The 18,474-nt window shown below is 71.2% G+C and carries 19 protein-coding genes; 9 read left to right on the forward strand and 10 right to left on the reverse strand.

Going from position 1 to position 18,474, the window contains the following annotated elements; translation table 11 throughout:
* Positions 1-48 precede the first annotated feature (48 nt).
* Positions 49-621, reverse strand: a complete 573-nt coding sequence (locus H505_RS0123895) for a dienelactone hydrolase family protein (RefSeq protein WP_026403989.1) — start codon at positions 619-621, stop codon at positions 49-51.
* A gap of 125 nt (positions 622-746) precedes the next feature.
* On the opposite strand from H505_RS0123895, the gene trxB reads away from it, so the two are divergent.
* The 3 genes from trxB to H505_RS0123910 all read left to right on the forward strand — a co-directional run bounded on the left by trxB (position 747) and on the right by H505_RS0123910 (position 2,808).
* Positions 747-1,697: a thioredoxin-disulfide reductase gene (gene trxB, locus H505_RS0123900; protein ID WP_026403990.1), complete on the forward strand. Its 951-nt coding sequence runs from the start codon at positions 747-749 to the stop codon at positions 1,695-1,697.
* 83 nt (positions 1,698-1,780) lie between these two features.
* On the forward strand, positions 1,781-2,107 hold the full coding sequence (trxA, locus tag H505_RS0123905) for a thioredoxin (protein ID WP_026403991.1): 327 nt from the start codon (positions 1,781-1,783) through the stop codon (positions 2,105-2,107).
* 95 nt (positions 2,108-2,202) lie between these two features.
* A complete protein-coding gene (locus H505_RS0123910; RefSeq protein ID WP_026403992.1) occupies positions 2,203-2,808 on the forward strand; it encodes a hypothetical protein in 606 nt (201 codons plus the stop codon).
* Here the strand turns inward: H505_RS0123910 and H505_RS0123915 are convergent.
* Entirely contained in the window at positions 2,805-3,422 is a 618-nt protein-coding gene (locus tag H505_RS0123915) for a hypothetical protein (RefSeq protein ID WP_026403993.1), read from the reverse strand. The genes H505_RS0123910 and H505_RS0123915 overlap by 4 nt on opposite strands.
* A gap of 256 nt (positions 3,423-3,678) precedes the next feature.
* On the opposite strand from H505_RS0123915, the gene H505_RS0123920 reads away from it, so the two are divergent.
* Entirely contained in the window at positions 3,679-4,905 is a 1,227-nt protein-coding gene (locus H505_RS0123920) for an aminotransferase-like domain-containing protein (protein WP_084550719.1), read from the forward strand.
* A gap of 10 nt (positions 4,906-4,915) precedes the next feature.
* Positions 4,916-5,857: a D-alanine--D-alanine ligase family protein gene (locus H505_RS0123925; RefSeq protein WP_026403995.1), complete on the forward strand. Its 942-nt coding sequence runs from the start codon at positions 4,916-4,918 to the stop codon at positions 5,855-5,857.
* Positions 5,858-6,379: 522 nt separating this feature from the next.
* Here the strand turns inward: H505_RS0123925 and H505_RS0123930 are convergent.
* The 3 genes from H505_RS0123930 to rsmG form a co-directional block, all read right to left on the reverse strand.
* Positions 6,380-7,372, reverse strand: a complete 993-nt coding sequence (locus H505_RS0123930; protein WP_026403996.1) for a ParB/RepB/Spo0J family partition protein — start codon at positions 7,370-7,372, stop codon at positions 6,380-6,382.
* Positions 7,369-8,247, reverse strand: coding sequence for a ParA family protein (locus H505_RS0123935; protein ID WP_026403997.1), 879 nt, complete (start codon positions 8,245-8,247; stop codon positions 7,369-7,371). The genes H505_RS0123930 and H505_RS0123935 overlap by 4 nt, the downstream gene beginning before the upstream one ends.
* Before the next feature lie 206 nt (positions 8,248-8,453).
* On the reverse strand, positions 8,454-9,125 hold the full coding sequence (gene rsmG / locus H505_RS0123940) for a 16S rRNA (guanine(527)-N(7))-methyltransferase RsmG (protein WP_169528857.1): 672 nt from the start codon (positions 9,123-9,125) through the stop codon (positions 8,454-8,456).
* Between the two features lie 167 nt (positions 9,126-9,292).
* Here rsmG and H505_RS50030 point away from each other — a divergent pair, with 167 nt between their 5' ends.
* Complete coding sequence (locus H505_RS50030; RefSeq protein WP_034519541.1) at positions 9,293-9,805, forward strand: DUF6458 family protein; 513 nt, start codon at positions 9,293-9,295, stop codon at positions 9,803-9,805.
* A 177-nt stretch (positions 9,806-9,982) separates the two neighbouring features.
* Here H505_RS50030 and H505_RS0123950 read toward each other — a convergent pair whose 3' ends face one another.
* From H505_RS0123950 to rpmH, 5 genes are read right to left on the reverse strand one after another with little or no spacing between them, the layout of a single operon-like run.
* Complete coding sequence (locus H505_RS0123950; RefSeq protein ID WP_026403999.1) at positions 9,983-10,468, reverse strand: Jag family protein; 486 nt, start codon at positions 10,466-10,468, stop codon at positions 9,983-9,985.
* Positions 10,469-10,504: 36 nt separating this feature from the next.
* Positions 10,505-11,515 (reverse strand): membrane protein insertase YidC, encoded by a 1,011-nt coding sequence (gene yidC / locus H505_RS0123955; RefSeq protein ID WP_026404000.1) that lies wholly within the window; start codon positions 11,513-11,515, stop codon positions 10,505-10,507.
* On the reverse strand, positions 11,508-11,867 hold the full coding sequence (gene yidD, locus H505_RS0123960; protein ID WP_026404001.1) for a membrane protein insertion efficiency factor YidD: 360 nt from the start codon (positions 11,865-11,867) through the stop codon (positions 11,508-11,510). The genes yidC and yidD overlap by 8 nt, the downstream gene beginning before the upstream one ends.
* Complete coding sequence (gene rnpA, locus H505_RS0123965; protein ID WP_026404002.1) at positions 11,864-12,226, reverse strand: ribonuclease P protein component; 363 nt, start codon at positions 12,224-12,226, stop codon at positions 11,864-11,866. The genes yidD and rnpA overlap by 4 nt, the downstream gene beginning before the upstream one ends.
* Positions 12,227-12,238: 12 nt before the next feature.
* The gene (gene rpmH, locus H505_RS49225) at positions 12,239-12,376 is read right to left on the reverse strand and encodes a 50S ribosomal protein L34 (protein ID WP_075899517.1); all 138 of its coding nucleotides are present in this window, start codon (positions 12,374-12,376) and stop codon (positions 12,239-12,241) included.
* A 749-nt stretch (positions 12,377-13,125) separates the two neighbouring features.
* Between rpmH and dnaA the strand changes: the two genes are divergently transcribed.
* The 3 genes from dnaA to gnd all read left to right on the forward strand — a co-directional run bounded on the left by dnaA (position 13,126) and on the right by gnd (position 18,173).
* Positions 13,126-15,336 (forward strand): chromosomal replication initiator protein DnaA, encoded by a 2,211-nt coding sequence (gene dnaA, locus H505_RS51935; protein ID WP_026404003.1) that lies wholly within the window; start codon positions 13,126-13,128, stop codon positions 15,334-15,336.
* A 662-nt stretch (positions 15,337-15,998) separates the two neighbouring features.
* Positions 15,999-17,141, forward strand: coding sequence for a DNA polymerase III subunit beta (dnaN, locus tag H505_RS0123975; RefSeq protein WP_026404004.1), 1,143 nt, complete (start codon positions 15,999-16,001; stop codon positions 17,139-17,141).
* Between the two features lie 105 nt (positions 17,142-17,246).
* Entirely contained in the window at positions 17,247-18,173 is a 927-nt protein-coding gene (gene gnd / locus H505_RS0123980) for a phosphogluconate dehydrogenase (NAD(+)-dependent, decarboxylating) (RefSeq protein ID WP_267898567.1), read from the forward strand.
* Positions 18,174-18,474 lie beyond the last annotated feature (301 nt).

Genomic DNA, 18,474 nt, shown 5'->3' on the forward strand with positions numbered 1-18,474 from the left:
GCTTTCGTCCGTCCGGTCGGAGTTCCGTCGGGTCGGAGTTCCGTCCGGTCAGAGCGACGCGACGAAGTCGAGCGCGATCGTCCACGCCCGTTCGGCGGCCTCCGCGTCATGGTCGGGCAGGTCGGGATCGGTGAACAGGTGCCCGGCGCCGGGGTAGCGGAAGATCTCCACGTCGGCGCCCGCCTTGCGCATCCGCAGGTACCAGGCGTTCAGCCAGTCGACGGGCTCGAACGTGTCCGGGTCGGCGACGTGGAGCTGCACCGGGATGTCGGTGGACGCGTCGTCCGGCAGGTCGGACGTGCCGTGCATGAGCAGCAGCCCGCCCGCCTTCCCGTCGGCGAGCGCGACGGTCTGCGCGATGGCCGCGCCCAGCGAGAACCCCGCGTAGACGAGCCCGCCCGGCTCCGTCAGCGGCGCCGCCGCCGCGACCGCCCGCCGCAGCAGCTCGTCCCGCCCGATCTCCTCGTTGATCTCCCGTCCCTCGTCCATCGTCGCGGCGACACGCCCGCCGTACAGGTCGGGGACATGGACCTCGTGCCCGGCGGCGCGCAGGCGGTCCGCCGCGCCGTGCACCGCCGGTCGGAGACCGTAGATGGAGTGGAAGAGGAGAATGCGTGCCATGGGCCACAGCCTACGGCCGGTGGGGGACGCCGCCTGCGGGAATCACCACGGCCTAGGATCGGTTGACGCGACTGGCGGGCCGGGTCAGTGCGGCACCGAGCGCGAACGAGGAGAGGCAAAGAACAGTGAGCGACGTCCGTAACGTCATCATCATCGGCTCCGGCCCCGCGGGCTACACGGCCGCCGTCTACGCGGCCCGCGGCGACCTGAAGCCGCTCGTCTTCGAGGGGTCGGTCACCGCCGGCGGCGCGCTGATGAACACCACCGACGTGGAGAACTTCCCCGGGTTCCCGGACGGGATCATGGGGCCGGACCTGATGGACAACCTGCGCAAGCAGGCCGAGCGGTTCGGTGCCGAGCTCATCGCCGACGACGTCACCGAGGTCGACCTCAACGCCGACCCGAAGATCGTCAAGGTCGGCGACGACGTGTACCGCGCGCGCGCCGTCATCGTCGCGACCGGCTCCGGTTACCGCGAGCTGGGCCTGCCCGACGAGCAGCGGCTCTCCGGCCGCGGCGTCTCCTGGTGCGCCACCTGCGACGGCTTCTTCTTCCGCGAGCAGGACATCGCCGTCGTCGGCGGCGGCGACACCGCGATGGAGGAGGCGATCTTCCTGACCAAGTTCGCCCGCACCGTCACCGTCGTCCACCGCCGGGACGAGCTCCGCGCGTCCAAGATCATGCAGGACCGGGCGTTCGCCAACGACAAGATCAAGTTCCGGTGGGACAGCGAGGTCACCGCGATCCACGGCGACGACCGCGTGCAGGGCGTGACCCTGCGCAACGTCAAGACCGGCGAAGAGGACCGCCTCGACATCACCGGCCTGTTCATCGCGATCGGGCACGACCCGCGCAGCGAACTGTTCGCCGGGCAGCTCGAGACCGACCCCGACGGCTACCTGCTCGTCGACGCGCCCACAACCAAGACGAAGGTTCCCGGCGTGTTCGCGTGCGGCGACGTCGTCGACCACATCTACCGCCAGGCCGTCACCGCCGCCGGCAGCGGCTGCTCCGCCGCCATCGACGCCGAGCGCTGGCTGCAGGACCGCGACGCCGAGGCCGCCCAGCAGTCCTGATCCGCCCGACGTCGGCCCGCCCGCACGAACCCGGGCCGGACGACCGTCCGTCCGGCCCGCCCCGCGACCACGAAGGAGACACCATGAAAGCCGTGACCGACGCCGACTTCGAGACCGAGGTCCTGCAGAGCGACAAGCCCGTCCTCGTCGACTTCTGGGCCGAGTGGTGCGGCCCGTGCAAGATGGTCGCGCCCATCCTCGAGGAGATCGCCGCCGAGCACGGCGACAGCATCGAGATCGTCAAGATGAACGTCGACGAGAACCCGAAGGTGCCGGCGGAGTACGGCGTCATGCAGATCCCGACGATGAACGTCTACCAGGGCGGCGAGGTCGTCAAGCAGATCATGGGCGCCAAGCCCAAGGCATCGCTCGTCCGCGACCTGGCGGAGTTCCTCGGCGCCAAGTCCTGAACGTCCGCAGGGCGACGGTCCGGTCGCCGATCCCACCGCTCCGGCGGTAGGGTCGGCGACCGATTCGTTTCCGCGGCCCGTGGAGGTATCCCACCGTGCCCCTGCCCGAAGACCTGGACGACCCGAAACTCCTGTGGACGCGCGCGTCGGTGCTGGCCGTCGGTGCCGCCGCCGACGTCGTCCCCGGCGGGACGACCGTCGACGACGACGGCGTCCGCGCCGCCGGACCGGACGGCTGGTGCAGGGTCACGCTGGCCCCGGACGGCGAAGCCGTCCTCAGCGGCGGCGAGAGTGACGGCGAGGACGACGGCGAGGGCGCGCCCGCGCTCGACGGGCTCCCCGAACGGCTCGACTGGGACGGCCTCCGCGACGGCGCCGGATACGTCTGCTGGTACACCGGCGGCGCCTGGCACGGGCCCGGCGGCGTCGACGCGCCCGCGGGCGTCCTCACCGACGACGACGCGACGATCGGCGAACTGGCCGACGACACGAACGGTCGCCGCGCCGTCGCGGACGTCCTCGCCAAGGCCCGCGAGAACACCCTCCGCCCCGCCGACGTCACCGCGATGCTCGGCGTCCTCGACCCGGACGTCGGCGCCGACGCCGCACGGACGCGCGCCGCGCTCGACGCGGCCGTCCGGACCGGGCTCCTCGCCGGCACGAAGCCCCCGCTCCTCGGCGAGGCCCTCAGAAGCCGTTAAACCGGACGAAGCACGCCTTCCGGGCCCATGGAGCCGAGGAGCCGTTCCAGCGCCACCTCGACGTCCTCACGCCACGACAGGGCCGACTTCAGCTCCAGCCGCAGCCTCGGGTACCGGTGGTGCGGCCGGACCGTCTTGAACCCCACCGACAACAGGTAGTCGGCCGGGACCATGCAGCCGCCGTCCTCGCCCTTCAGATCGCCGAACGCCTCGATCGCCTTCACCGCCCGGCGCGTCAGGTCCTTCGCGACGCCCTGCACCAGCATCCGGCCGAGCCCGCCGCCCGCGAACTCCGGCAGGATGTGCGCCGTCATCAGCAGGACGGCGTCCGCGCTCACCGGGCTCGTCGGGAACGCCACCGACCGCGGCACGTACAGCGGCGGCGCGAACAGGACGAAACCCGCCGGGACGTCGTCCACGTAAGCGATCTTGCCGCAGCTGCCCCACTCCAGCAGCGTCGAGGAGACCCACGCCTCCTTCTCCAGCCCGGCGTCGCCGCTCTCCAGCGCCCGCTCCCGGGCCACCGGATCCAGTTCCCAGAAGACGCACCCCCGGCAGCGCAGCGGCAGATCATCCAGGTTGTCGAGCGTGATGTTGACGAGACGGCGCGACACGGCACCCCCCAGCCTGCGTTCCGCGGAGAACCCCGGGCAACCTTCAGGGGTTCCCGGGCATCGTATCGAAGAGGGAACTACCCGCGATCATGCGCCGCGCCACCTTCCCGCGGGGTTCGGCGCCGCACCCCGCGGCCGATGCCGTAAGTTCGCCTGCAAGCCAGCCACACCACGGGAGGACCACGTGGACCAGCATCCGCGCACGGACGTCTATACCGACCGCTACGCCGACCGCTACGCCGCCCGCGCCGCCGGCATGGTCCCCTCCGAGATCCGCGCGCTGTTCGCCATGGTCGCCCGTCCCGAGATCGTCTCCCTCGCCGGCGGCGCCCCCTACGTCTCCGCGCTCCCCCTCGACGCCGTCGGCGGCATGATCGGCGACCTCGTCGCGGGCAAGGGCGCCGACGTCCTCCAGTACGGCTCCGCGCAGGGCGACGAACGGCTCCGCGAGCACATCTGCGAAGTCATGGCCCTCGAAGGCGTGCGCGGTTCCGCCGACGACGTCGTCGTCACCGTCGGCGCCCAGCAGGCCCTCGACCTCATCACCAAGATCTTCATCGACCCGGGCGACGTCGTCCTCGCCGAAGCCCCGTCCTACGTCGGCGCCCTCGGCACCTTCGCCGCCTACCAGGCCGACGTCGTGCACGTCCCGATGGACGACGGCGGCCTCGACCCCGCCGCGCTCCGCGAGACCCTCGCCCGCCTCGAACGCGAGAACCGCCGCGTCAAGTTCCTCTACACCGTCCCCACGTTCCAGAACCCCGCCGGCGTGACCCTCACCACCGCGCGCCGCGCCCAGATCCTCGAGATCTGCAACGAGCACGACGTCCTCATCGTCGAGGACAACCCCTACGGGCTCCTCCGCTTCGACGGCGACCCCGTCCGCGCCCTCCGCGCCGACGACGACCGCGTCATCTACCTCGGCTCGTTCTCCAAGACGATCGCGTCCGGCCTCCGCGTCGGCTGGGTCCTCGCACCCCACGCCGTCCGCACCAAGCTCGTCCTCGCCGCCGAGTCCGCGATCCTGTGCCCGTCGAACTTCTCGCAACTCGCCGTCCGCGAGTACCTCGCGACCCAGCCGTGGCGCGAGCAGATCAAGGACTTCCGCGAGCTCTACCGCGAGCGCCGCGACGCGATGCTCGACGCGCTCGCCCAGCAGATGCCCGACGGCTGCACCTGGACCCGTCCCGAGGGCGGCTTCTTCGTGTGGCTCACCCTCCCCGAGGGACTCGACTCGAAGGCGATGTCCCCCCGCGCGATCGCCGAACGCGTCGCGTACGTCCCCGGCACCGGCTTCTACGCGGACGGCACCGGGCAGCGGCACCTGCGCCTCTCGTACTGTTTCCCCGAACCCGACCGCATCCGCGAGGGCGTCCGCCGCCTCGCCGGGGTGATCGAACAGGAGCTCAGGATGCGGGACACTTTCGGGGAAACCGCCGCCACCGGCACCGGTGTCCACACCCCGGGGCCGGGCATCGTCTAGAAGGGCTCCCGTGGAACTCGGTCACGTCGTCGTCCTCGCCGGAGGGCTCTCCTACGAGCGCGAGGTCTCCCTCCGCTCCGGCCGCCGCGTCGCGGAGGCCCTCCGGTCCCGGGGCGTCCCCGTCGAACTGCGCGACGCCGACGCCGCCCTCCTCGACTCGCTGACCGATCACCCGCCCGACGCCGTCTTCCCCGTCCTGCACGGCGCCGCCGGCGAGGACGGCTCCATCCGCGACGTCCTCGAACTCCTCGACGTCCCCTACGTCGGTGCGCGCCCCGACGCCTGCCGCGTCGCGTGGGACAAACCCACCGCGAAGGCCGTCGTCCGCCGCGCCGGACTCCGCACCCCCGACTCGGTCGCCCTGCCGAAGGAGGTCTTCCACGACCTCGGCGCGGCGTCCGTCCTCGACCGGATCGTGCACCGCCTCGGGCTCCCCCTGTTCGTCAAGCCGACTCGCGGCGGCTCCGCGCTCGGCGCGTCCGTCGTCCGGGAGGCGGCGCACCTCTCCGCCGCGATGGTCGGCTGCTTCGCCTACGGCGACGCCGCCCTCGTCGAACGCCACGTCTCCGGCACCGAGGTCGCCGTCAGCGTCATCGAGCGGGACGGCCTCCCCGAGGCCCTCCCGCCCGTCGAGATCGTCGCCCCGAACGGCCGCTACGACTACACCGCCCGCTACGACGCGGGCGAGACCGAGTTCGTCACCCCGGCCCGTGTCGCCCCCGAAGCCGCCGAACGCGCGACCGCCGCCGCCGTCACCGCCCACCGGGCCCTCGGCCTCCGCGACCTCTCCCGCACCGACCTCATCGTCGACGACCGCGGCGACGTCCATTTCCTCGAAGTCAACGTCGCCCCCGGCATGACCGAGACGAGCCTCCTCCCCCGCGCCGTCTCCGCCGCCGACCTCGACCTCGGCTCGCTCTGCGAGGACCTCCTCCTCGCCCGCGTCCGCTGACGCGTGTTTCACGTGAAACATCGCCGCCCCGAGCCCCCGCGCGGACGTCCGTCCACGTGAGGCGGGGCGGCGGTTTCACGTGAAACACGCCCGCGCGCCCGTCCGGGTACGCCGATCGCCAGGGGCGACCGACCACAGAGAAGCCCTCAGTCGAACCACACGCGCCCAGCAAACCGCCCCGGTCACGGAACCCACGCACGGCGCCCGCGTCGCGCCCACGGACACCGTGGCCCCCGGCACCGCCCCACCGCGGTCGCCGCGTTCAAGGCGTCGCGAACTCCACTCCCGGTCACACCTTCACCGGCGCACCCAACACGGCCACCACTCCTCAACGGACAGCCGACCCACCCTGCGGGACGGACGCCGCACCCCCAGGCCCACGCGTGGTCACCCGGCAACCCGTGCACGAGGGGTTCGCGGGGGGAGGGGGGACGGTGTTTCACGTGAAACATCGCGGGCGGACGAGAAAGGGGCCGCCTGGACGGCGGCCCCTGCGGGCGTCGATGTTTCACGTGAAACAGGTCAGGGGAACTGGGGGTCGCTCTCGTCGGGGGCCATCGACTTGATGATGCGGTCCAGGTCCTCGAGGGTGGCGAACTCGACGACGATCTTGCCCTTGCTCTTGCCCATGTCCACGCGGACGCGCGTGTCGTAGCGGTCGGAGAGGCGGTCCGCCAGTTCCTGGAGGCCGGGGGCGACGGGCGCCTTGCGGCGGGGCTGCCGGGTCGGCTCGTCGTCGATCTCCTGGAGTTTGATCATCTCGTCGAGGCTGTGGACGGAGATGCCCTCGGCGATGACCCGGGCCGCCATGCGCTCCTGCTTCTCCGGGGTGTCGAGCCGGAGGAGGAGGCGCGCGTGGCCGGCGGACAGGAGGCCCGCGGCCACGCGGTTCTGGACCTTCGCGGGGAGGTTCAGGATCCGCAGCGTGTTGGTGATGTGCGGGCGCGAGCGGCCGATGCGCTCGGCGAGTTCCTCGTGGGTGGCGCCGAAGTCGTCCAGGAGCTGCTTGTAGGCGGCCGCCTCCTCCAGCGGGTTGAGCTGCTGGCGGTGGAGGTTCTCCATGAGCGCGTCGCGCAGGAGGTCGTCGTCGCTCGTGTCGCGGACGATCGCCGGGATGACGTCCAGTCCGGCCTTGCGGGTCGCGCGCAGGCGGCGCTCGCCCATGATGAGTTCGTAGTCGAACTTCTCGGTGACGCCGGTGGCCTTGTGGTAGACCTCCGTCGTCTTGCGGCGGACGACGATCGGCTGCAGGAGCCCGACGATGCCGATGGAGTCGGCGAGTTCCTGCAGGGCGTCCTCGTCGAAGTGGGTGCGCGGCTGCCGCGGGTTGACGGCGATCTGGTCGACCCGGAGCTCGGCGAAGTGGGCCCCGGCGACCGGGGCGGCGGCGCCGGCGCCGCTCGGGGCCGCGCCGTCGAGGGCGCCCGGTTCGACGGCCGGTTCCTCGGCGGGCGGCGGGGCGGTCGGGATGAGGGCGCCGAGGCCCTTCCCGAGACCGGGACGGGGGCGGCTCACTTCGCGGCTCCCGAGTGGGCCATCTCCGAGGCGGCCTCGTTGTAGGCGAGCGCGCCGCTGGAGCCGGGGTCGTAGGTCATGACGGACTGCCCGTAGCTGGGCGCCTCGGAGACGCGGACGCTGCGGGGGATCACCGTGTTGAGGACGACGTCGCCGAAGTGGTTGCGGACGTCCTCGGCCACCTGGGCGGCGAGCCGGGTGCGGGCGTCGTACATGGTGAGCAGGATCGTCGAGACCTTCAGTTTCGGGTTGAGGTGCGCCTTGACGAGGTCGACGGTGCGGATCAGCTGCCCGAGGCCCTCCAGCGCGTAGTACTCGCACTGGATCGGGATGAGCAGTTCGTCGCCGCCCACGAGCGCGTTGACGGTGAGGAGGCCGAGCGACGGCGGGCAGTCGATCAGCACGTAGTCGAACCGGTCGGTGTCGTACGACTCGAGCGCGCGGCGCAGGCGGGACTCGCGGGCGACCTTGGAGACGAGCTCGATCTCGGCGCCGGCGAGGTTGAGGGTCGCCGGGGCGCAGTACAGGTTCGGGATCTCCGGCGCCTTGACGACGATGTCCTCGAGGGCCGTGTCCTCGATCAGGACGTCGTAGATCGACGGGATGTCGGCGTGGTGGTCGATGCCGAGGGCCGTCGAGGCGTTGCCCTGCGGGTCGAGGTCGACCACGAGTACCTGCGCGCCGTGGATGGCGAGGGACGCGGCGAGGTTCACCGAACTGGTGGTCTTGCCGACGCCGCCCTTCTGGTTCGCGATCGTGACGACGCGGCAGTGGTCGGGCCGCGGCCACTCCTTGTCACTGCGGACCGGCCGCGACTTCAGCGCGGTCCCGGTTGTTTCACGTGAAACATTGGCGTCCTTGAGCGCCTCGCGCACGAGTTCTGACTCCCCCTGAGATTGTCCGTCGCGCGGTCCCGGCGGCTGAGCGCCGGAGTTCGTCGGCACATAGCCGACGTTCTCCGCGGTTCCGGATGTCGTGTTGCCCCACAGCGCGTGCCCGGACGGCGTGGTTGGCTGGTCGGCGGGGGATTCGTCGGCGGATTCGTCGGCGCGGTCAGGCCGGCCCAGTTCCGGTCCCATGCTCATGACGACCTCTTCCTCGACCTTCTGGCACGCCGGGGCGCGCGTTGTTGTCGCCCGACAACCCCGGCGACGACGCGGACGAGCGTTGTCGGCGGCTCGACCATACCGCGCCCGACTTGCAGCAGTTCGGCCGTAGGCACACCGAATCGCTGCAATACCGGCTGCGCCTCGTCGAGCTCGACGGCCGCGCGCTCGCCCTTCAGGGCGAGCAGTTCGCCGCCGGGCCGCAGCAGCGGCAGCGCCCACGTGGCGAGACGTTCCAGCGGTGCGACGGCCCGCGCGGTCGCGACGTCCACGGCGTAGTCGTCCGCGACGTCCTCCGCCCGCGCGCGGCGGACCTCGACGTTGCGCAGGCCGAGCATCTCGACGCACTCGTCCAGGAACGTGGTGCGGCGCAGCAGCGGTTCGAGGAGGGTGATGCGCAGGTCGGGCCGGACGATCGCCAGGACGATGCCCGGCAGTCCGGCTCCCGATCCGATGTCGACGACGTGAGCGCCCTCGGGAACCGCCTCGGACACCACCGCGCAATTGATCAGGTGGCGCTCCCAGAGACGGTCCGCCTCCCGCGGTCCGATCAGGCCGCGCTCGACTCCGGCGTCCGCGAGGAACGCCGCATAGCGCTCCGCGACCGGCAGCGCATCACCGAAAACCTCACGTGCAATCCCCACCATCCGAATCGTTCCACAAAACCCTGTGGCTGCGTACACACGAAACGTCCTGGTGCGCGCACTCTTGACCCTGACCGTATGGCAAGAACCACATCACCCCTCCGCATAACCGGGACGGCACGGGTAGAGGCAGTCATGTCGCCCGCCAGCCCCCTGGAAGGAGCTCCGGTATGGGAATCGGAGTCAGTCTCGCTTTCATCGCCATCGGCGCCATCCTGGCGTTCGCGCTCCAGATCGACCTCAGCGGCGTGAACATCCACATGGTCGGATGGATCCTCATACTCGTCGGGGTGACCAGCATGCTGTTCACCCTCAAGTACACGCGCCCGCGGCGGGCCGCCGGCCGGATCACCGGTGCGGACCCCGCCTACGGCGACGAGCCGGGCACGGTCGTCCGCGAGGAGCACATCGTCCAGGACCCGCCGCCGCCCGGACGGCCCGCCGAGCGGGTCGAGCGGGTCGTCGAGCACTCGCGCGGCCAGGGCGCCACGCACGGGCCGAGCGAACTCGACCCGGCCGTCGCGCAGGACCCGGCCCATGCCCAGGACCCGGCGTACATGCAGTCCCCGCGCAAGCCGGAGCCCCCGGCGCCCGTCCAGGACCCCGTGGAGGAGCGGGTGGAGGGACCTGCCGCCGCGCCGCCGCCGGCGCGGCGGCGGTTCACCCGGACGCGGCGCCCCTGAGGGCCCGCCCCGAACCACTCGGTGTGCTGCGGGCGGCGGTGCACACCGAGTTCAGGGGGCCCCGCGTGCTTGGTCGGGGCGCGGGGCCCCTTCCCTCGTCCGGACGCCCGCCAGACCGGCGTCCGGAAAGCGGAACGGCCCCGGTGACCGCTGTCACCGGGGCCGTTCCGTCTGCGTTCAGGCGGGATGGACGACCACGTACCGGCCGGGCTCCTCGCCCTCGGACTCGCTCCGCAGGCCCGCCGCCGCGACCGCGTCGTGCACGATCTTGCGCTCGAACGGGGTCATCGGCGCGAGCGGCTTGGCCTCTCCGCTCTGCTTCACGTCGTTCGCGACGTCGGTGCCGAGCTTCGTCAGTTCGGCGCGGCGCCGCTCCCGGTAGCCGCCGATGTCGAGCATCAGGCGGGTGCGGTTGCCGGTCTGGCGGTGCACGGCCAGCCGGGTCAGCTCCTGCAGGGCTTCCAGGACCTCGCCGCGCTTGCCGACCAGCTCGTCCAGGGACGCGCCGACGACCGCGACGAGCGCGCGCTCGCCCTCGACGTCCATGTCGATGTCGCCGTCGTAGTCACCGATGTCCAGCAGGCCCTCGATGTAGTCGGCGGCGATCTCGCCTTCCTGCTCGAGCGCCTGGACGTCTACCTCGGTGGTGTCGGTCTGGCTCAACGGGGTCTCCTTCTGCGGCACGGGCTCGGATCAAAACTAGCGTTTCTGGCTGCCGCTGCGCTTGCTCCGCGGCTTGCGGGTCGGCTGGTTCCGCACGACCTTCTGCTTGACCTCCGGTTCGGGGGTCTCCTCCTCCGCGCCCTTCCGCAGCCGGGGCTTCGTGCCGTTCTTCGCGGCGGTCTTCGTCCCCGCGGCGCCCTTCGTCCCGGACTTCGCACCGGACTTGGGCGACGCCGGCCCCTTGGTGCCCGGCTTCGGCCCGCCCTTCGCGTCGTCGCCGGTGGCGTTCAGCGGCGGGTACTTCTTGTAGATGTAGTGCTGCTGCGCGAGGGTCCAGCTGTTGGACGTCACCCAGTACATCAGCACACCCAGCGGGAAGCCGAGGCCGACGAGGCCGAACAGCGGCGCGAGGAAGACCATCATCTTCTGCGCCTGCATCATCGGGTTGGCGTCGTCGGTGATGGGCTGCCGCTTCATGCTGGCGCGCATCGTGAAGAACGTCGTGCAGGAGCTGATCACCACGGCGATGGCGGTGATGATGATCGCGGTCCAGCTCTTGGGGTCGTCGCCCCAGGCGTTGAGGAACGTGTCCGGGATGTGGGCGCCGAAGATGCTGGCGTGCTGCGCGCTCTGCACCAGGTCGGCGGACATCGCGAAGACGCTCTCGCCCTGCTTCGCGTCCGAGATGCGCTGGAGGGTCTGGAAGAGGCCGATGAAGACCGGCATCTGCACCAGGAGCGGGAGGCAGCCCGACAGCGGGTTGGCGCCGTTCTCCTGGTAGAGCTTCATGACCTCCTGGTTGAGGCGCTGCTTGTCGTTCTTGTACTTCTTGCGCAGCGCCTGCACCTTGGGCGCCAGCTCCTGCATCTTCCGCGAAGCGTGGATCTGCTTCACGAAGAGCGGGACCATGACGAGCCGCAGCAGGACGGTCAGAAGGATGATGGACCCGCCCCAGGCCCATCCACTGTCCTTCGGCAGGAAGGTGCTCAGCCCCGTGTGAATCCACACGATGAGCTGAGAGACGATCTCGTACAGCCAATCAAGCACCGGGCAGCTCCTTGGGCTCTGCTAGGGCGGGGCCGCTGTCCTCGCGGCCGGAGTTCGAAGAAGCCGCCGCCGGCGCCTTCTTCGGGGGCACCGGGTCGTACCCCCCGGGGTTGAAGGGGTGGCACCGACCGATCCGGCGGGCCGTCAGCCAGGTGCCGCGCAGCGCCCCGTGCACCTGGAGCGCCTCCAGGCCGTACGCGCTGCAACTGGGCTGGAAGCGGCACTGCTGCCCGAGCAGGGGACTCAAGAAGCGGCGGTAGGCGCGGACGAGAAGGATCAGCACCGCGGCGACCGGGCCGGGAGGCCCGTCCGGGTGCTGCGCGGGGTTCGGCTCCCGCCGCCGACTCCTCATCTCCGCCCCTTGGACGCGGACGCGGGCCGCAGCAGCCGGTCGAGCGCCGACTCGAGATCCGCGGCCAGTTCGTCAGGACGCGCCGTCCCCGACCGGGGGTTGGCGCGTACTACGAGCAGGCTACCCGCTGGCAGCCGGTCCAGGTTCGCCCGCACCAGGTGGCGGAGCCGCCGGCGCACCGAGTTGCGGACGACGGCGTTGCCGACGGCCCGCGACACGATGAAGCCGACGAGCGGCGGGGTCGTCTCGTCCCGGCGGAGCAGGTGTGCAACGACAGTCGGCCGTCCGGCGCGGCGACCGCGCCGGACGGCCAGTGTGAAGTCGTCCCGCCGCCGCATCCGGTGTCCGGACGGCAGCACGGTGGGGAGGGCTCAGACCGCGACCCGGGCGCGGCCCTTGCGGCGGCGCTCGGCGAGGATGGCGCGCCCGGCACGCGTGCGCATCCGCAGCCGGAAGCCGTGCTTCTTGTGGCGACGACGGTTGTTCGGCTGGAAAGTACGCTTGCTCACTTGAGGCTCCAGTGCTGCGGTCGGCTCGTTAAGGCTCGATGGCTCGCATCTAGGGCCGCGTCTGGTCCCCCGCAGCGGGGGCCCACCCGTACTTCCCAGTGGGTCGGTCGGCGGGCACGCGGCATCTCCGTCGATGCGACTCGACCTCAGCACATTACGGGCTCACTAAGTACCCGGTCAAACGGAACGCACCTCCGGACGCGCGGGCCCGGAGCGGGTCCCGGTGGGCTCCCTGGCGCGCGGGCCCCGGGGCGCGCGTCCCGCCCGCGCGTCCGACTGTGGACGGCGGCGCTTCCCCAAAGTTATCCACAGGGCGGCGCCGGCGGTGGACGGTGCGCCCGCGCGGGTACGAGGGCCGCAGGCCCGGGCGTCCAGGGGCCGGACGGCGGCCGCGACGTCCTCTGTTGCGGGTGGGCCCGGCAGCAGCTATGGTCTTCCGGGCGAGCCGACGCCTCTTCGGTCATCTGTTGTCGGCATCACACGCTGAATTCCTCCCGTACCTGTACTCCTTTTTCCCGCACCGGTCTTTCATGGCCGGGCACCTCGCGACCGTTCGTTCAGAGTGCGCCTGAGAGTTATACACAGGTGCCGCACCACTATGCACAGCATGTGGAAAACTCTGTGGACAACTCGTGAGAGAGTAGGGCTTCCGCATCGCGGACGTGCCCCACGAGGCGGGACGCCACCCGCGGAACAGCAGGGCAGTCAGGTACTCCGTTCGACGGAGATGTGGGGAGGGGACCTTGCGCATGGACGGTCAGGATCTCGGATCGGTCTGGGCCCGCACCCTCACCGCACTGGCCGAGAGCGATCTGTCTCCGAGCTACCGCGCATGGCTGCCGATGGTCCGCCCGCTCGCCCTCGTCGAGGGCACCGCCCTCCTCGCGGCGCCGAACGAGTTCGCCAAGGACGCCCTGGAGACGCGGCTGCGCAGCCTGATCACGCAGGCCCTGTCGCGCGAGCTGGGCCGCGAGATCCGCGTCGCGGTGACCGTCCAGCCCGAACCGCCGGCGCCCGCGGCGCCCGGCCCCGGCGGCGGGCCCCGCACGGGCGGCGAGCCGCTGTCCGCGCCGGTCCCCGGCCTCGGCCCGCACGAGCCCGCGCCTTCTTCCTATGGCGACCGGCCCCATGACCGCCCCCCCGAGCGCCAGCACGAGCGCCCCCACGACCGTTCGCACGAGGGGGAGCGTCCGTACGGGGACCAGCAGTACGGGGACTCGCAGTTTCCCGACCGCCAGTACCCGGAGCAGTCCTACGGGGAGCAGGGGTACGGGGAGCAGGGGTACCGGCAGCAGCCCGGAGTTACCCACAGCCCGGGTGGTTATCCACAGGGGGAGGACGACCGTGGATGGCCGCAGCGCGAGGGCGAGCATGGTGGGGGCTACCCCTCGGCGCCCCGGCAGCCCCCGTTCGGTTCGTCCCGTCCCGGCCCTTTCGACGGGCGCCAGGGCTACCGCGCGCGTCCTCCCGGAGCGGGCGAGTACGGGAACGAGGGGTATGGAAACGAGGGGTACGGCGGCCCGGAGAGTTCGGCCTTCGGCGGGTCTGAGGGCTACGGCTCCGAGTACGGGGGCTCTGAGGGGTTCGGGAGCGATCTTCCCGGACGTCCGCCGCACGCGCCCTCGCACCTGAACGACCGGACGCTCGGTCCGCTGCGCCCCGGCGGGCACGCCGAGGGCAAGGAGCGCGAGCCCGGAGGCGACACCGGCCACGGCGAGACCTCCTTCCCGGGCGGCGAGAACCCGTTCGGGGGGCCCGAGCAGTACAGGGGAGAAGAGGCGTACCGCGACGAGGACGCCTCCGACGGGCGCGGCCCCGGCGGCGGTCCGGGAGGCGGGCCAGGAGGCGGCCCCGGCGCGCCCGGCGGCGCCCCCGGCGGGACGCACGGGTCCGGCGGCGGCGCGGGAGCCGGGACGTCCGAGCACGCGCGGCTGAACCCGAAGTACACGTTCGAGACGTTCGTCATCGGGTCGTCGAACCGGTTCGCGCACGCGGCGGCGGTCGCGGTGGCGGAGCAGCCGGCGAAGGCGTACAACCCGCTGTTCGTCTACGGCGACTCGGGGCTCGGCAAGACGCACCTTCTCCACGCGATCGGCCATTACGCGCAGAGCCTCTTCAACGGGGCGCGCGTCCGGTACGTGAGCTCGGAGGAGTTCACGAACGACTTCATCAACTCGATCCGGGACGGCAAGGCGGACGGGTTCCGCCGCCGCTACCGGGACGTGGACATCCTTCTCGTCGACGACATCCAGTTCCTTGAGGGCAAGGAGCAGACGCAAGAGGAGTTCTTCCACACCTTCAACACCCTCCACAACGCCAGCAAGCAGATCGTCATCTCCAGTGACCGGCCTCCCAAGGAGCTGGTCACGCTGGAGGACCGGCTGCGCAACCGGTTCGAGTGGGGGCTGACGACCGACGTCCAGCCGCCCGAGCTGGAGACGCGGATCGCGATCCTGCAGAAGAAGGCCCGGCAGGAGGGCCTGGCCGCGCCGCCGGACGTCCTGGAGTTCATCGCCTCGCAGATCGCGACGAACATCCGGGAGCTGGAGGGCGCGCTGATCCGGGTGACGGCGTTCGCGAGCCTGAACCGGCAGTCGGTGGACATGCGGCTCGCCGAGATCGTACTGAAGGACCTGATCCCGAACGACACCGGCCCGGAGATCACCGCGGCGATGATCATGGCGCAGACGGTCGAGTACTTCGGGACGACGATCGACGACCTGTGCGGGCCGTCGCGGTCCCGGATGCTGGTGACCGCCCGGCAGATCGCGATGTACCTGTGCCGGGAGCTGACCGACCTGTCGCTGCCCAAGATCGGGCAGCAGTTCGGCGGCCGCGACCACACGACGGTCATCCACGCCGACCGGAAGATCCGGTCGCTGATGGCCGAGCGGCGCGCGATCTACAACCAGGTCACCGAGCTGACCGGGCGGATCAAGCACCAGGCGAGCAAGCACTGACCACAGGGGCGCCGACCTGTGGAAAACTCCCTCTCCGGGACTGTGGACGGCCGCCGTTCCCGTCGTCCACAGCCAGCGGGCGGAACAGAAACGACATAATCCGCCCTCTCGGCAAAACGGAAGCGGCTACTCACAGGTTGTGGAAAACCCTGGGGATTTTCGTGGATAACCCCGTGGACAACCCGTGGAAAACCTGAGGATGAAGTGTGGACGACTGTGGACGGGCTGTGCACCGACGCCCGCCTCTTGGGGAAAACCGGTGGAAAAGCTGGGGACGGCCTGGGGATGAGCGGTGGACGACCGAGCCGCCGGCCCGCACGTCCCACCGGATCCGGCGGACCGGGGTGGAGAACCCGTGGAAAACTCGTGGATAACCGGTGGATGACCTGGGGACGGCCTGTGGGTACAGAATCGCCCTCCACAGGCGACCCTCGTCCTCCACAGTTCGTGCACACCCCGCCCGTGGACAAAAATACTGGGTCTCACCTGCGACGATGGCCTCTGTCCACACTGTCCACAGCCCCTACTACTAAGACCACACCTGTTCTCTACCCAAGAAAAGATTCACCTCAAGTTCGGGCCTGGGGAAAACGTGCCCCGAGAGCCCGGAGCGAGGTGCTCGCACCGAACCGTTGTCCGACACCTGCAGGAGGCGGGTCCCCTTGAAGTTCCGCATCGACAGAGACGCCCTCGCCGACGCCGTGGCCTGGACGGCGCGCACGCTGCCGCCCCGGCCCCCGGTCCCGGTCCTGGCGGGCATGCACATCGAGGCCGGGGGTGAGGGCAACGAGGACCGGCTGCGGCTCTCGGCGTTCGACTACGAGGTCTCCGCGCAGGTCTCCACCGACATCGACGTCGAGGAGGCCGGGACCGTCCTCGTGTCGGGCCGCCTGCTCGCCGAGATCAGCCGGAACCTTCCTCCCCACCCTGTGGAGATCACCACCGACGGGGCGAAGGTGATGGTGCGCTGCGGCAGCGCGAAGTTCACCCTCCTCACCATGCCCGTGGAGGACTACCCGACCCTGCCGGAGATGCCGCCCGCCGCGGGCTCCGTCGGCAGCGACGAGTTCGCCGCCGCCGTCTCCCAGGTCGCGATCGCCGCGGGCAAGGACGACACGATCCCGATGCTCACCGGCGTCCGGGTCGAGATCGAGGGCGAGACCGTCACGCTCGCGTCCACCGACCGGTACCGCCTCGCCGTCCGCGAGCTGCACTGGAAGCCCGAGCGTCCCGACTTCTCCGCCGTCGCGCTCGTCCCGGCCAAGACGCTCGCCGACACCGCCAAGTCGCTGACGTCCGGCGCCGAGGTGTCGATCGCGCTCGGCGGCACGTCCGGCGCCGGCGACGGCATGATCGGTTTCGCGGGCGGCGGCCGCCGCACCACGTCCCGGCTGCTCGACGGCGACTTCGTCAAGTACCGGTCGCTGCTGCCGAGCGAGTACGCGGGCCACGCCGAGATCCACACGGCGCCGTTCATCGAGGCCGTCAAGCGCGTCTCGCTCGTCGCCGAGCGGAACACGCCCGTCCGGCTGTCGTTCCGCCAGGGCGAGGTCGTCCTCGAAGCCGGGACGGGCGACGAGGCGCAGGCCGTCGAGGCCCTGGAAGCCAACCTGGAGGGCGAGGACATCGACATCGCCTTCAACCCAGGGTTCCTCCAGGAGGGCCTGTCGGCGGTCGGCTCGGACGTCGCCCGCCTGTCGTTCACGACCCCGACCAAGCCCGCGGTGCTCACCGGCAAGCCGCCGGAGGAAGGCGCGAACCCGAACTACCGTTACCTGATCATGCCGGTGCGTCTGTCCGGGTAAGGGCCGGATCACGGGCATCACAGGGGGGACGGACGATCCGCGGGGGAGCCGCCCTCGCGGATCGGCGCGCGGCCCGACCGGCGCGCGCAGACGAAGCACAGGGGAGTGAACATGGAGCTGGGCATCATCGGCCTGGGCAAGATGGGCGGCAACATGGCCGAGCGGCTGCGCCGCGGCGGCCACACGGTCGTCGGCTACGACCGCGATCCCGCGCTGAGCGACGTCGGCTCGCTGCAGGAGCTGGCGGACCGCCTGTCCCCGCCGCGCGCCGTGTGGGTGATGGTGCCCGCCGGCCGTCCCACCCAGGACACGATCAACGGCCTCGGGGAGATCCTCGACGAGGGCGACATCGTCGTCGACGGCGGCAATTCACACTATGTGGACGACCAGAAGCACGGCGAGGAGCTCGCGGCCCGCGGCATCGGCTTCGTCGACTGCGGCGTCAGCGGCGGCGTGTGGGGCCTCGAGAACGGCTACGCGCTCATGGTCGGCGGCGAGGAGGAGCACGTCGCGCGCCTCATGCCGGTCTTCGAGACGCTCAAGCCCGAGGGCGAGTTCGGGTTCGTCCACTCCGGCAAGGTCGGCGCGGGCCACTTCGTGAAGATGGTCCACAACGGCATCGAGTACGCGATGATGCAGGCGTTCGGCGAGGGCTACGAGCTGATCGAGGCCAGCGACGTCGTGACGAACGTGCCGGAGACGTTCCGCAGCTGGCAGGAGGGCACGGTCATCCGGTCGTGGCTGCTCGACCTGATGAACCGCGCGCTCGCCGAGGACCCCGAGCTCGACGACATCCGCGGCTACGCGAACGACTCCGGCGAGGGCCGCTGGACCGTCCAGGCCGCCGTCGACCACGCCGTCCCGCTGCCCGCGATCAGCGCGTCCCTCTTCGCCCGCTTCGCCTCCCGCCAGGACGACTCCCCCGCCATGCGCGTCGTCGCCGCCCTGCGCAACCAGTTCGGCGGCCACGCCGTCGAGTCCGCCAAGGGCGCCGACTCCCCCGGCGCCGACGTCACCCCGCCCAAGGTCTGACGGCCCGAGGTTCGACGGCCCGAGGTTCGACGGCCCGAGGTTCGACGGCCCGAGGTTCGACGGCCCGAGGTTCGACGGAAGTTATCCACAGCCCGTGGATTCTCGCGCCCCCCGGGGCCGGCCCCTGGAGACTCGAGATGGGGCAGGCCCCAGGGCGGGCCTGCGAACCTCGGCGTTCGGCCGAGGACGATCTCGGGGGTGGAGCGATGGGCGTGTCCTGGGTGTGCCGTGCCGGACGGATCCGGTGGGCGGACGGCTCGGAGATGTTCCGGCGGTCGACGGCGGGCAGGAGCGCTGCTCG

The sequence above is a fragment of the Actinomadura rifamycini DSM 43936 genome, from assembly GCF_000425065.1.
Classification (GTDB): domain Bacteria; phylum Actinomycetota; class Actinomycetes; order Streptosporangiales; family Streptosporangiaceae; genus Spirillospora; species Spirillospora rifamycini.

What these genes read in the sequence shown, in the direction of transcription:
- H505_RS0123895 (WP_026403989.1), bottom strand. Translation starts at nt 621, where the DNA reads ATGGCACGCATTCTCCTCTTCCACTCCATCTACGGTCTCCGACCGGCG.
- trxA (WP_026403991.1), top strand. Translation starts at nt 1,781, where the DNA reads ATGAAAGCCGTGACCGACGCCGACTTCGAGACCGAGGTCCTGCAGAGC.
- H505_RS0123920 (WP_084550719.1), top strand. Translation starts at nt 3,679, where the DNA reads ATGGTCCCCTCCGAGATCCGCGCGCTGTTCGCCATGGTCGCCCGTCCC.
- rsmG (WP_169528857.1), bottom strand. Translation starts at nt 9,125, where the DNA reads ATGGTGGGGATTGCACGTGAGGTTTTCGGTGATGCGCTGCCGGTCGCG.
- H505_RS50030 (WP_034519541.1), top strand. Translation starts at nt 9,293, where the DNA reads ATGGGAATCGGAGTCAGTCTCGCTTTCATCGCCATCGGCGCCATCCTG.
- yidD (WP_026404001.1), bottom strand. Translation starts at nt 11,867, where the DNA reads ATGAGGAGTCGGCGGCGGGAGCCGAACCCCGCGCAGCACCCGGACGGG.
- dnaA (WP_026404003.1), top strand. Translation starts at nt 13,126, where the DNA reads ATGGACGGTCAGGATCTCGGATCGGTCTGGGCCCGCACCCTCACCGCA.